Source organism: Pseudomonas sp. TE12234, from assembly GCF_054061835.1.
This window is the reverse complement of sequence record NZ_JBSSEP010000002.1, coordinates 1-13,206: the sequence shown is the minus strand read 5'-3', so window position 1 is coordinate 13,206 and position 13,206 is coordinate 1. Positions and strand designations below refer to the sequence as shown.

At 53.6% G+C, this 13,206-nt stretch carries 14 protein-coding genes and 2 pseudogenes; 13 read left to right on the top strand and 3 right to left on the bottom strand.

The window, feature by feature from the left end; all coding sequences use genetic code 11:
* Positions 1–16: 16 nt before the first annotated feature.
* A complete protein-coding gene (locus ACVWYU_RS03770) occupies positions 17–295 on the bottom strand; it encodes a DUF6088 family protein (protein ID WP_457371931.1) in 279 nt (92 codons plus the stop codon).
* Between the two features lie 115 nt (positions 296–410).
* Between ACVWYU_RS03770 and ACVWYU_RS03765 the strand changes: the two genes are divergently transcribed.
* The 9 genes and pseudogenes from ACVWYU_RS03765 to ACVWYU_RS03725 all read left to right on the top strand — a co-directional run bounded on the left by ACVWYU_RS03765 (position 411) and on the right by ACVWYU_RS03725 (position 6,658).
* Positions 411–809, top strand: coding sequence for a hypothetical protein (locus ACVWYU_RS03765; protein ID WP_457371930.1), 399 nt, complete (start codon positions 411–413; stop codon positions 807–809).
* Positions 810–832: 23 nt separating this feature from the next.
* Positions 833–1,216, top strand: a complete 384-nt coding sequence (locus tag ACVWYU_RS03760; protein ID WP_457371929.1) for a hypothetical protein — start codon at positions 833–835, stop codon at positions 1,214–1,216.
* Positions 1,217–1,729: 513 nt separating this feature from the next.
* Complete coding sequence (locus ACVWYU_RS03755; protein ID WP_457371928.1) at positions 1,730–1,945, top strand: hypothetical protein; 216 nt, start codon at positions 1,730–1,732, stop codon at positions 1,943–1,945.
* A 147-nt stretch (positions 1,946–2,092) separates the two neighbouring features.
* Positions 2,093–2,821, top strand: a complete 729-nt coding sequence (locus tag ACVWYU_RS03750) for a metallophosphoesterase family protein (protein WP_457371927.1) — start codon at positions 2,093–2,095, stop codon at positions 2,819–2,821.
* 23 nt (positions 2,822–2,844) lie between these two features.
* The gene (locus ACVWYU_RS03745; protein ID WP_457371926.1) at positions 2,845–3,180 is read left to right on the top strand and encodes a hypothetical protein; all 336 of its coding nucleotides are present in this window, start codon (positions 2,845–2,847) and stop codon (positions 3,178–3,180) included.
* A 399-nt stretch (positions 3,181–3,579) separates the two neighbouring features.
* On the top strand, positions 3,580–4,257 hold the full coding sequence (locus ACVWYU_RS03740; protein WP_457371925.1) for a hypothetical protein: 678 nt from the start codon (positions 3,580–3,582) through the stop codon (positions 4,255–4,257).
* Positions 4,258–4,521: 264 nt separating this feature from the next.
* Positions 4,522–4,764: pseudogene (locus ACVWYU_RS03735) on the top strand (DNA polymerase V subunit UmuC); the annotation flags it as partial.
* Positions 4,765–4,976: 212 nt separating this feature from the next.
* The gene (locus ACVWYU_RS03730; protein WP_457371924.1) at positions 4,977–6,131 is read left to right on the top strand and encodes a diguanylate cyclase; all 1,155 of its coding nucleotides are present in this window, start codon (positions 4,977–4,979) and stop codon (positions 6,129–6,131) included.
* Positions 6,116–6,658: an RES family NAD+ phosphorylase gene (locus tag ACVWYU_RS03725; protein WP_457371923.1), complete on the top strand. Its 543-nt coding sequence runs from the start codon at positions 6,116–6,118 to the stop codon at positions 6,656–6,658. Before ACVWYU_RS03730 ends, ACVWYU_RS03725 begins: the two co-directional genes overlap by 16 nt.
* Before the next feature lie 387 nt (positions 6,659–7,045).
* Here the strand turns inward: ACVWYU_RS03725 and ACVWYU_RS03720 are convergent, their stop codons facing one another.
* Entirely contained in the window at positions 7,046–8,233 is a 1,188-nt protein-coding gene (locus ACVWYU_RS03720) for an MFS transporter (RefSeq protein ID WP_457371922.1), read from the bottom strand.
* Positions 8,234–8,342: 109 nt separating this feature from the next.
* Here ACVWYU_RS03720 and ACVWYU_RS03715 point away from each other — a divergent pair, with 109 nt between their 5' ends.
* The gene (locus ACVWYU_RS03715) at positions 8,343–9,308 is read left to right on the top strand and encodes a LysR substrate-binding domain-containing protein (protein WP_457371921.1); all 966 of its coding nucleotides are present in this window, start codon (positions 8,343–8,345) and stop codon (positions 9,306–9,308) included.
* Between the two features lie 85 nt (positions 9,309–9,393).
* Here ACVWYU_RS03715 and ACVWYU_RS03710 read toward each other — a convergent pair.
* Positions 9,394–10,296, bottom strand: a pseudogene (locus tag ACVWYU_RS03710) (alpha/beta hydrolase).
* A 301-nt stretch (positions 10,297–10,597) separates the two neighbouring features.
* On the opposite strand from ACVWYU_RS03710, the gene solA reads away from it, so the two are divergent.
* From solA to ACVWYU_RS03695, 3 genes are all read left to right on the top strand, one after another.
* Positions 10,598–11,776 carry an N-methyl-L-tryptophan oxidase gene (gene solA, locus ACVWYU_RS03705; protein WP_457371920.1) on the top strand — a complete coding sequence of 393 codons (1,179 nt, stop codon included), beginning with the start codon at positions 10,598–10,600 and terminating at the stop codon, positions 11,774–11,776.
* Entirely contained in the window at positions 11,773–12,552 is a 780-nt protein-coding gene (locus ACVWYU_RS03700; RefSeq protein ID WP_457371919.1) for a MetQ/NlpA family ABC transporter substrate-binding protein, read from the top strand. Before solA ends, ACVWYU_RS03700 begins: the two co-directional genes overlap by 4 nt.
* A gap of 78 nt (positions 12,553–12,630) precedes the next feature.
* A complete protein-coding gene (locus tag ACVWYU_RS03695) occupies positions 12,631–12,996 on the top strand; it encodes a histone-like nucleoid-structuring protein, MvaT/MvaU family (RefSeq protein ID WP_457371918.1) in 366 nt (121 codons plus the stop codon).
* Positions 12,997–13,206 lie beyond the last annotated feature (210 nt).

Below are 13,206 nucleotides of genomic sequence, written 5' to 3'. Positions count from 1 at the left end.
CCGGAGCCAAGTGGATTTAAATAGCTTGACGGAGCGCGACCTGCATCCAGACGGGAATATCACTGTCTGCGAGCTGCTTGAATTCAGACGGGGTCATCTTAGCTTTGATACTGGTTATGACGGTGTCATTCAGGCCTTTTTTGCCTAAGTAGAAGAGGGCGCAAAGCGCTAATCCAACGTGGGTGCCAGCATGCTGCAGTTTTCTAGGGGTGACGTGGAGCAAGCGTACATGCCTCGCCCCAACTTTCACCTTGCGACTTGCACCGCTCGTGTAAAAAACTGGTTTGATTTGCATCTGGGTACTCAACCCGAAAGACCTGACCGCTACTGCACCATGCACCTGAATAATCTCGCGATTAGGCAATGATCTCAACGTAAGAGTCAATATGTTCAGAACGATAGACACAGAAATGGCAGGTATTCCCGGTATGTTTGGGGAGGGCCTGGCGCACTGGCATAGAGTATCGCGCGTGTTGAATACCCACTGGTATCACGTTGCAGTGAAAATCAGACATGAAGACCGCTTTGTGGACACAGTCGAATTTTTGAACGATGAGACCAGATTGCATGAGCTCGTCTCCTCGCAAAGCGAGGATTTAGTTATTACTGAAGTGCAGGTTCAGACGCCTCCGTGGATGAACCGTAGTAAAAGCTGGCGTATGGAAAAATTGAATGGTGTATCGATCGGTTACAACCCTCATAGCGTTGTTATCTGTTTGCTTGAGGTCGAGAGTGGGATCGTTTACTCAGATACTCACGATGACTCGTTCGACGCACGATCATTAACAAACGTCAAAAAGATCTACTGATCAACGTACGCTGCGGAGGCATCATGCGCAAAGGTATCAACACGGAATGGCACTCCAAACGGCTTTCGGATTTCCATATCAAGCGGATCATTCGGGCTCAGAGGTATATGCATGATGCCTCCATCACAGCTTATTTGAGCGACGTTGTCATAGCCGACGGTACAGCGGTTGGAGTTACTTATGGGCATCAACAGGTTGACCAGTTTGGGCGGTTTGCCGATGAACATCTCATGCGCACCTCTCACATTCGTTTCGCCGCCAAAATTGGGCCATTCTGGGTGCTGACGACTATGAATTCGCGCTACGTCATTGCCTCGTTCAAGAGGGGGGACGGACGACCTAGCTTTCACAACCTCCTCCGGTCAGCCGTGGGACAGGTGGATGTGCCATCGCCAGGCATCCATTGATCGATGCGCCTGGTTCAGGACAGGTACTGAACTCTCAGTACCTTGGCCTTCGAATCCGGTTGAGCGAGGAGATCCGAGTCCGTAGGGTAATTTCGCAGTTGCTCGAATTTAGCCTCGACCTCCCTGATGTTTTCGCACTCAGAATAAGCCAATTCATGAGTATCAATGATTTCATGTCGGACATTGCTAATTACAGCATTATCCCGAGAAAGATCGAATCGCAAGGTATTAACAATCATATAGTCAATTAGGAGTTTCAATTGATGCCTTGGTATTGAGATGAGTAGGGCGCGATGAATTGTTCCCTAACATGACAATTATTATCAAGGTGCGAGCTCAAAAATAAATAGCTTTGCAGCTGATATAAATCTCTATAGGTGTAAGCGATGGAGTTTAGTGTTCATTTGTACAGTCAATTTATAATTGTAACGCTCTGCATTTCGCCATATGAACATCGCTTTCACGCCCAAGTGACACGCAGTGCCGCCCGCCAAAATATGATGGAGATAGGAAATGGGAAGGGGTGATGACGACACCGTTTTTTGCAATGTCCAGATGCCGTTAGGGCAGGGTCGAGAATTGTTGAGCCTGGTCACCGTGTTGCGCGAGTCCAGAGCACATCCAAACCTTGATTTCGTATTTCAGCACATGCAGCTCGAGCTCAAGATGTCGATTGATATTGTGGAAAACCAACCGACCTGGGGTGAGAGCGAACCCACCAAGCACTGATTGCCCTTGTCATTCATTCGCTGCCTGTAGATGACTTGGAGAAGCTAGGCGCTAACGCGAAAGGGCGATGTGGGGGCGTATCTTGATTGAGTGCAGCCGGCTCGCATGTTCACCGTCGCACCTCGCAAAAAGCTTGAGGATTCACAAATGAAGATTCACGTGCTCTCAGATCTACACCTCGAGTTTTCCGAATTCGTGCCGCCTACGACCAACGCAGATCTAGTGATCTTAGCGGGTGACATCGACACAAAATGTCGAGGCGTGGAGTGGGCAAATGAGATCTTCAGCTGTGAGGTTTTTTATGTATGTGGGAATCATGAATTTTACGGTGGCCACATCGATCACACCCTCCGCAAAATGCGAGACGCTGCCGCACCCCATGTCCATGTCCTGGAAAACCAGGTGTGGATTCAAAACGGAGTACGATTTTTGGTCACGACGGCTTGGACGGATTTCACATCCACTGGCGACAAGATCGCGGCTTCAATGACGTGTGCAGCCTTGATGAATGATTTCGGGCTGATCCGCGCGACGGAGAGTTTTCGCCGGCTGCGTCCAGCCGATGTGATAGAGCGAAATCGCGTGGCTTTTGACTTTCTTAAGCGCGAGCTCAATGAACCGTTTGATGGCAAAACCGTTGTCGTTACTCATCATTGTCCCGTCCCCGAAGTCGGTGGTGAAAAACATGACGGCCATCTCAGCGCAGCGTATTTCAACCGCTGGCACGGGCTTCTACCTTTAGTGGACGTTTGGATTTTCGGTCACACGCACCGAGCTGTGGATTGCGAGCTAGATGGATGCCGAATCATTTCCAACCCCCTTGGTTATCCAGGGGAAGAGACAGGTTTTGTTCCCAATTTGACTGTAGAAATCTGATCGCTGAAAGAGGGGGAGACCAGATGCACTGGATCAAAACTTATGGGACGGAACTGTCTGACTTTAGGTTTTTCAAACTGCCGAAGGTCATAGAGCAAGCGCGTGCTGCTATCAGAGATCCGGATATTGTTGGCTATTTGCTATGCGCATTGGAGCGTCCTCCGCGCATGACCGGGCTTTTGTTTTGCGATCACGCCAGGGCCTTTCCGGAAGGGTTGCCAATCCATACGCAACCCATTGCTAATCGACACAAGCGTGATGGCTATGAAATCGTGATTGCAGCCGATGGCGGTAAGTATGTCGTAGCCCACTGGCTTTATGACAATGGCGCGTTAGACCGGTTTGATCGAATTCACTGAAGTCGGTATCTGAATGCCAAGAGGGTCGAGAGTTGGGATTCCCTAATAGCGTGTTAGAGGCAAGGGAAATTGATTTCGGTGTCCGGATCACAGGGTATCTCTGCTGTGCCGAAATTCAGCCTCCATGCATGACCGGTATCGTTTTTTTTGAAACACGAGGTCGCTTTGAAGATGGCAGAAGTATCCGGACATCTAGTGTCCAAAGAGTGTTTAAGCTCGCGGGTTACCAGCTTTGTGAAACGAGCAACGGGAGTCGGTATGTGATTTGCCACTGGTTACACGAAAACGGTGCCAAGCCTGTAAGGACTACCGTTCACTGAGCTAAGGATGTCGCCACCGGAGACATGAAGGTGGGAGCGTTTACCATCGTTCAACATTGGGTGACTAGAAGAAATGCTGATGGAAAATTACGTAGAGTCTTTCCGAGTAGCTGCGGAGCGGAGTGACGCTCTAGCGGGGGGAATGTCGAACTACCCTTTGAAAATTGATCCAAGCTTCGACATCGATATGGGGTTGGTCGTTGCCGAGATTGCAAAAGAGTTTTCGGACTTCCTACCGCACACCGAGGTGTTGCCAGGAAATTGCTTTCAAATATCACGAGAGCTCTCCTACATTTTTTTCAGTCTCGGAATCAGGCACACCATCACGATCGGAGACGTAGAACTATCTGATGGTCTCTATCTGGGGCTGAGTGTTGAAAAGCTCGTTAGGGATGTTACTGACGCCGACAAACTCGATTCCGTGGACAACCTACCTGCCAGTAAGCACGCACATGCTTGGATCACGCTTGAGAATGGGGTGGTCATTGATGCCACCATCCTCGCGTCACTGCATCGCAAGTGCTCAACTTCGATGGAGGTTCTGACCTTTGAAGATGCTGTCTACTTCAGCGGAAAGCCGAATACGCCATTGATCCGACACATACCGGTGATGACCGGCTTCGTGTATTACCAAAAGGCGCTGACTGCGCGAAGGAACCTAGATCTGCAGAACTACCGGCAATGGTATGAAGACTACGCGTTGGGGATGGCGCGCCTAGATCTATTTCGGTTGGCGCCTAGTCTATCGTTCCGGTGAGCCCATTTGGCTCTGTCTTTCGTGGTCACGAATCCGCCTCGGCTTCTCCTGGAATTCCTTTTTGATCACTCGACCTCATGATTCTGAGCGTGTCATGTGCGCATATTCAACATGAGATCCCTACAGAGAGGTTTAATGGGTGTAAATGGTTGTGTAATTGGGTTTTAAGCCGCTTACGCTCATTTTACACAATTTTCCCCCGGCTTAGAGGAGGTGCGCCTTAGCTTACAGGCTCACTGCTCTGGCCCTGGGAAGCTTCTTCCCTTGATGACAAAAGCCGTAGTGGAAGCAGTCGATTGAGTTTTCCGGCTAGGCTTCAAATACAGCAAAGCCAAGGCACTCGTGGTCAACCTCTGCCAAAAAGGCGAATGCACCGATGACCTTTTCTCGACCTCTGAGCCGGTGGTTACGGAGAAGGTCATGGGCGTGTTGGGCTCCATTATTGAGCGATGGGGCAGGGGAACATTGCGCCTTGCCAGTGTGCCAACCAATCCTGATTGGTGGATGCATTGAGAGATGAGGAGTCAGTGATGATTGAACTGTCAGCAAGACCTGTAAGATGGCGCCAAATGGCGGGGGGCAGAGCGGTTGGTGCAACCCTGAAATGGCTTGCAGGGGAATATTATTGAACAATACTCATACCGTTTAAGCGATTAACGGCGATTACCATGGTAGTCAATAACGATAGAGGGAACTAAACGTGACTGGAACCAGGGACGATGCAAAATAGAATCGGTAAAGGACTTTCGTTCGCTAAACGGATTTACCTGCCGCGTATCATCGGCCTTGCGATCGGCATGCTGAGCGTGCTGGCCGCGATCGCACCACTGGGCTTGCCGGGATGGGTATGGATACTTCTGTTTTTCAATGGCTTGGTCTGGCCGCACCTGGCCTATCAATTGGCCACTCGTTCGCACGAGCCGTATCAGGCAGAGCGCCGCAACTTACTCTACGATTCATTGCTGGGCGGTTTCTGGGCTGCGACTATGCAGTTCAACCCGCTGCCCACCGTCACCATCATTGCGATGATGACGATGAACAACATCGCTGCCGGCGGCCAGCGCCTGTTTGTGCATGGTGGGCTGGCCCAAGGTATTGGGATGCTGGTGTCGATAGCGTTGTTCGGCCCGAGGCTGGAACTGGCTGCAACCCAGCTACAGATCTACGCCTGCCTGCCGATGCTGACGCTCTACCCCTTGGCCGTGGGCGGTGTCTGTTATCGCTTGGCGATCAAGCTCGCGGAACACAAGCGACAACTCAGCGTCCTGAGTCGTACCGACAGCCTTACCGGTTTGCTCAATTATGGGGCGTTGAAGGACTCGCTGCATTCGCTGTTTAACACCTGCCGGCAGGAATTCTGTGAAGTTGTCATAGCTATCATTGATGTCGATCACTTCAAGCAAATCAACGATACTTACGGCCATGTCGTCGGCGATTGTGTTCTGCGTCAGATAAGCGCAGAACTGAAAAAAAACCTTCGCCAAGGCGACCTGGCTGGTCGCTATGGTGGCGACGAATTCTGCGTGATCCTACTTAATAGCTCATTGAATCAGGCCAGTGAAATCATGGAGCGCCTGCGGCAGGTGATGTGCTGCTACCGTAATGAGCACCTGCCTGAGCTGCGAGTCAGCCTGAGCGTCGGCCTTGCATTGTGCCGCAGTGAAATGGCAGACCCCACGGCCTGGCTCGACGAAGCCGACAAGGCACTGTATGCGGCTAAAAATAGTGGTCGCAACAAGGTCAATTTCACCCCGGACTTCACACCGCGAGCGAACCACGTTCAGCTATCACCCTTGCCGGCCCCGGCTAGCCCCTCATTGCCTTTCAGGGGGCAAGGAAGTTTGAAGACGAGGAGGCCATGGTCGCTGCTTTGAAACATCCTGAGAAGTATCTCGGCCCAACGCCAAGGGGGAAGGGATCGGCAGGTCGTATGAATGCAGCAGGTATATCCGTCTTTTACGGGGCCACGGATGACGAAACTGCCATCGCTGAGGTTCGTCCCCCTGTTGGCAGTTGGGTCGTCACAGCAACCTTTGAGGTCATCCGGCTGCTGCGACTGTTAAACCTGGGTGACTTAGGTGGAATTCGACCCGACTCGACGCTGAGCTATTTTGATCCATTGCGCCGGGAGCAAGCCGAACGTTGCGCCTTTCTTCGAGAGCTACAGCAACAAATGCTCATGCCTGTAATGCCGGAGAACGCAGATCAGGGCTATTTGATCACCCAGGCAATCGCGGACTACCTCGCCACCAATGAAGCGCTCAACCTGGACGGCATACTCTTTCCGTCTGTACAGGTGCCTACAGATGCCTCCCCAAGGCTGAGCGCCATCCTGTTTCACAAGGCCCGCGGCGTCGAGAAGACTGAGGATCTAGAAGCGCTTGAGCACGTGAGCCTTTAGGAGTCAGACGAGGATCAATGGATTTTCTACCCGCAAATCTGGGAGGGCAGTCCACTGACACAAGAACCAGCGACTGGCTCCATGGGGTACTTTCAAGCGCCCGAGCGCAGTCTTCGACTCACCCGAAATGGCATCGCAATCCATAAAATTCAGGGTGTGAGCTTCACTTATAAATTCGATCCAGTTCGGCACGAGCTTTGGTCAGAAGGAACACGTCAATACGGGATTCGATAATTGCCAAGGTCATTTGCTTTCGAAGAACCGTGACGATCGATGTCCTCTGGAACAGGGTGGTGCGACACGGCGTAGTGAGGAGATCGACAGGTACAAAGATTCGCCTATAGCATCGTGGGCACCCACATTATCTGCCACCATCTCACAGTTGTGTTAACGCTTACGCATCATGAGCACTGCGACGATGATTGCCAGTGCGGCAATTGCTGTGGCGATCCAGCCCAATGCCCCCAATCCGAACTCCCCAATGCCCAAGCCACCAAAGATAGCTCCCAAGCCGATACCTGCGTTGGCTGCCGAGATGTTCATCGTCGCCGCAAGGGCTTGAGCCTTAACGCCGGCATTCATCACCCGAACCTGGCATACGGGGAAAAGCGCAGTGTAGGCGACGCCCCACAGAATCAGCGCGCCGATCAGCAGCATATGGTTACCAGCTAACGGTACAGCCGCCATCATGCCGACTGCGAGAATCGTCAGGAACAACACCATTGCTCCAAGCGGGCTGCGATCAACGAGCGCGCCCCCCCATTGGTTGCCAATCATGCCTACCGCACCAAACCCCATGAGCCACCAACCGACTTGATTGGCCGGCACCGCACCCAGCGTCTGAAGGATGTCTGCCAAGTAGGTGTATGCCGTGAACATCGCAGTGAACGCTAAGACCGACAGCAGCACATGGGCAAGAAATCGTGGTTGCTTGAGGATGTCGGTCTGCTTCTCGCCATGCTCTTTGGCGGGCGAGGAGGGCAGTGTCGGCATGCACAGTTGCATCAGGATCGCGATGATCAGAGAGATGGCAGCCAGCGCCCAGAAGCTTCCTCGCCAGCCCAGGGTATCCGCTGCCACAGTTCCCAATGGCACGCCGAACACCAGTGCCGCAGAGATGCCGAGGTAAACACGCGACACGGCTTTGCCTGCGTTACCAGGGCCGGCCAGCTGCCCGGCAGTCTCGCTCGCGGTGCCCCAGAACACAGGAAGTCCCAGTGCTGGAATGAAGCGCGCCAGTGCCATCACCCAGATATTGGTCGAGAGCGCGGCAAGCACGTTAGACGCGGCGAAAACCAGGAGGATGACGGTGAACAGTTTCTTGCGTTCTACACCTGCGAGCTTGGCTGTCAGAAAAGGGCCGAACAGCATCACGGTAAAGGCAAACAGTGTCACAACCTGACCTGCCACTGCCACGGATACATCGAGGTCGCGCGCCATCGCAGGGAGCAGCCCCACGATCAGGAACTCGGTGGTGACAATAATAAATGCGGCGATTGCCATGATGAGGATCTGAAGAGCTGATCGCGAGGATGTGGCAGGCGCCAGGGCAGCTCCTGTCGTCGAGGATTGCATGTAGGTAATGCTCCAATAAGTTTAGACATAGCTTATTGGAGATTTTCGTTCCTATCCGAGATATAAATGACTGGCTATAGCGAACTAAATTCATTAATTGAGGTGGGTTATGTATTCGTCTGAACGCCTCAAGGGCATCGACGTATTTGTCACGGTGGCGGAAACCGGCAGCTTCGCCAGCGCTGCGCTCAGGTTGAATCTCACTGCCTCAGCCGTGAGCAAAAGCATTGCCAGACTTGAGCAGCGGCTGGGCCAGCGTCTGTTCGCCCGAACCACTCGACGTCTTGCGTTGACTGAAGCTGGAGTTAAGTTCTACCGAACCTGCAGCGGCGTCCTGGCTGACCTCGAAGAATCTGAACTAGCGCTCGCATCAGAGAGGCACGAGCCCCATGGCAGGGTGCGTATCGATCTGCCTGCATCATATGGCCGGCTCCATGTGCTGCCCCTGATCCTCAGCTTCCTGAAGGAGTATCCGCTGCTGCAGCCGCACATTTCGTTCTCGGATCGCTTTATCGACCCCGTCCACGAGGGTATCGACATCGTTGTCAGGATCGGTGGCCCCGATGCCTGGCATCCAGGGCTTGGCCATCGGTTCATTGGTGCTCAGCGCATGGTCTTCTGCGCATCTCCGAGTTATCTGCATGAGCACGGTAGGCCATCGGGTGAAGCAGGGCTGGAGCATCACCATTGCATCGCTTATGGCTACACCGATGGTCAGGTAGGCGCGTGGTATTTCGGGGGCCGCCAGTCTGGTGATCAGGAGCGCCGAATTATTCACCCGCGAATCGCTGTTGGGGATGGCGAAGGAGAGGTGGCAGCAACATTGGCTGGACATGGTATTGCTCAATTGCCGACCTGGCTTGTCCAGACACACTTGGATGAAGGCCGCTTGGTAGAGGTGCTACCTGAGCTTGCCACTGATGGATTGCCGATGAATCTGGTGTGGCTCAAAACCCGGGAAGCGCTTCCCAAAGTCAGCATCCTGCTTAGACATCTGGGTGAGCATTTGGCGCCCTACGGCAGTGTGAAAGAGGGCGATCGTCATAACTCTATCGCGCCGCAGTCCGTGAGGTAGACCAGGTAAGGGTTGGGCAAGCTGTGGTCGTGCCACCTAAGCAATAAAAAAGGGGGGGCAATAAAAAAACTGGCGTGTGCTCTGGTCAGTCCAGATGTTTTTCTTTGAGAAACGCCGACACCAGATCCGCGATTTGCGCGTTGTTCAAGTCCGACATAGGGAAGTGGATATTGCCCTTGATGCCAATCTCCGGCAAGTGGATCAGCCCCACGTCTCCGCCGTGCTGGTTGACGGCATCGCGCCATAGCCGGGCCATCTTGAGGCGCGCGCCAACTGTCCTGCGCGGGCAGGTCGACGGATTGCTCTGGGATGTTGTCGCCTTACAGGTTCAGGATCGGAAGGCGTGTGAGCGCCATGAACTGATCTATTGGCACCGCTGTTCCCAGCACCGTGTCGAACGCGCTGGGAATTGGCGCGGGAACCTCACCCTGTGGGAAGACGAAGCTGCTTCCAGGTTCGGAAGCCACAATGGCTTTAACCTTGTCGTTCTTGATTGCCGTTAACCAGCCAGGCCCGCCACCCTGGGAGTGAGTGAACAGAATGCCGGGCCCGATTCTGTCGAAGACTGCCGACACGCCATTGGAGACCACGTCCATGTCGAACGGCCCGGTGTTAGGTGTCATCACGCGAAAAAACTGTTCGCGGGTTTGCGCATCCCGGGCCACCTGCACACCGTCGAAATAGTTGGGCCAAAGGCCGATGCGGAACTGGTTGAACCAGAGTTGCTCGTCCGGGTGGGTTTGACCGTTGCTTCGACCATGCTGCGGCCGGCATCACCACGACGCGGCTGATCGATCAGGTACACACCAAAGTGACGGCGCAGAAAGATGTTCTGGAACCCTTCGCGGCCATCGGCGGTGTTTTCCCAGGTTTTGGAAAACTGGCCTGCGCCGTGCCACATGACGATGGGCAGTTTTCGCGCATCAACCGGGATTTGGTAGAAGGTGTAGGCATGGTCAGCGTGGTAGGTCTGGCCATCCGGTGTCATCGGCTTGCGCGGATTGAACGTGCCAGGTGCGAGGCAAACGCTTCGCCAGGATCGAGTGCCATTTGTACGGTGCCCCTTAAGAAATTCACTGCCAGTGCTATATCACTTGTGACAGCTTAATGTTTCACGCGAATTGATTATAGTTGACGATGATCAGAAGCGAAGGATCGACGCCTTACCGATAAATTGCTGCAGCAGAGCGGCCGGTGATACGCGATTGAGAATATGTATATGCTCTTTTAGTCGTTGATTCTTACTCGCTTTCGCTTTCAACTGGCTTCTTTTTGACAGGTGAGAGTTGATGTCCGAGCGGTGTGATGTAGTGGTATTGGGGTTGGGGGCCATGGGGGCCGCTACGGTGTATCAGTTGGCGAAGGCGGGTGCGAATGTTGTTGGTATCGACCGCCATCACCCGCCTCACAACTTGGGCTCCAGCCACGGCGATACGCGTATTACTCGGCTTTCAGTAGGTGAGGGCGCTCAATACGTCCCCATCGTGCGCAATTCCCACCGCATCTGGCGCGAGCTTGAGCAACTGTCTGGGGAGTCGCTGTTCGAACAGTCGGGTCTACTGGTTCTGACTTCCAGTCCCGAGTTTGACCCCAACGACAAATCCGACTTCACCTTGCGCACCATCGGCCTGGCGCAGGCCTATGGCATCGAACACGAAGTCTTGTCCGCCGAACAGATTCGTCAGCGCTTTCCACAATTTGCCAACGTACACGACACGGCCATCGGCTATTTCGAGCCTGGTGGAGGTTTTGTGCGCCCTGAACGGTGCATCGACGTGCAGCTCAAGTTGGCCGAACAACACGGCGCGCCCCTGTACAAAGGTGAAACCGTGACCGGGATTAGCTCGAATGAGCAGGGTGTCCATGTCACCACGAACCTGCGCACGCTCTTTGCCAACAAGCTGGTGATCAGCGCCGGCAACTGGAGTGGTGGTTTGCTGGGCGAACCGTTTGACGACCTGCTCAGTGTCTACCGGCAGAAGCTGTTCTGGTTCGAACTGGAGGAGGGCGCCGAGCTGGTGGGCCATTCACCGACGTTTATCCTCACCCACGGTCGTGGCGACGACAAAGTCAACTACGGTTTCCCCGCGTTACATGGCGAGGGCAGCCTGAAAATCGCCACCGCGCAGTACCACACCACTTCGTTGCCGCAAACAATGGATCGAACGATCTCGGCAGCCGAAGAGCAGGACATGTATGAGCACCAGGTGCACGGCCGCATCGCCGGTGTTACCTCGAAGGTGGTCAAGTCTGCGGTCTGTGCCTACACCGTGACACCGGATCGCCATTTCATCATCGACGAGCATCCGTCGTTGCAGCACACCTTGGTGGTGTCAGCCTGTTCCGGCCACGGTTTCAAACATTCCGCTGCACTTGGCGAGGCGTTTGCGCAGTGGTGCATGCGCGGCTCGACCGACTTGGATCTCTCATCTTTCTCCCTGAAACGCTTCGAAGGAAAACTATCGTGAAACGCGTCGCTCTCTCCGTTGCACTGCTGGTCGCAGCCATGGGTTCTGCCTATGCCGAAACCTTGAAAATCGCAATGGTGCCTGTGCCCCATGCCGAGATCCTAGAATTCCTCAAACCTGAGCTTGCCAAGGAAGGGGTGACGTTGGATGTCAAAGTCTTCTCTGATTACATTCAGCCAGACCGGCAAACGGATGAAGGTTTGCTGGACGCCAATTACTTTCAGAGTAAGCCGTACTACGAGGCGTATAAAAAAGATCGCCCAAGCAGCGATCAGGTGCCAATCGTGGCCGTGCACATCGAACCGTTCGGTGCCTATTCGAAAAAGATCAAATCCATCAGTGAACTCAAAGATGGCGCCACCATCGCCATTCCCAACGACCCGACCAACTCGGGTCGTGCGCTGCTGCTGATCGCCAAGCAAGGCCTGATTACCCTTAAGGATCCCGATAACATCATGGCTACTCGCCTCGACATCGTCAGCAACCCCAAGCATCTGAAATTTCAGGAGCTGGAAGCGGCCATGCTGCCGCGCGTGCTTAACCAGGTCGACCTGGCATTGATCAATGCTAACTACGCGCTGGAAGCGAAGCTTGAGCCTCATAAGGATGCTCTGTTTATTGAAAGCTCGGAGTCACCGTACGCCAATTACCTATACGTCCGTCGCGACAAGGCAAACGCCCCAGCAGTATTGAAGCTCAGCGCTTTGCTTAATTCGCCTGAAGTGAAGAAGTTCATCCTTGAGCGCTATCACGGCGATGTCGTGCCTGCCTTTTGACGAAAGTAGGCTTACGCCAATTACAAACTTTTTTTTATTTAGTGTACGGTTAGGAGACTAACCAACTAGAGGCTTCTCATGTCTAAGCTCGCAGAATTCCGCCAGCTCGAAAAACACCTAGCCGAGCAACTCCAAACTCTCGAAGCCCTGAAAGGTGATGCTGGCCTCAAGAAAGAAATTGAATTTGAAACCAAGCTACGCGCTCTGCTTGCCGAGTATGGCTACAGCCTGCCGAACGTTATCAACCTCCTAGATCCAAACGCGAGCCGTCGCGCTCCAGCCGCCGAGTCCAAAGTCGGCACTCGCAAGCCTCGCCAAGTGAAGGTCTACAAGAACCCTCACACCGGTGAAGTCGTCGAAACCAAAGGCGGCAACCACAAAACCCTGAAAGAGTGGAAAGCGAAATACGGTTCCGACACTGTCGAGTCCTGGCTAACCAAGTGAGTTTGGTTTGAGTACAAAAGGCCCGAGACAGGCTGTGTGAAAACACACTGAAGGCCAGCCCAACAAACGCCCCGACTTGTTCGGGGCGTTTGTTTTTTGTGCGGGCAACAGACGAAAAAAGGCCTTTCAGCCCATTAGCGCCATCAGCTGGCGGGCTCCGAGCACGCTAATTGCTCGTTTGAGGTTATAAGCATTCACCGCCAAGGCCAT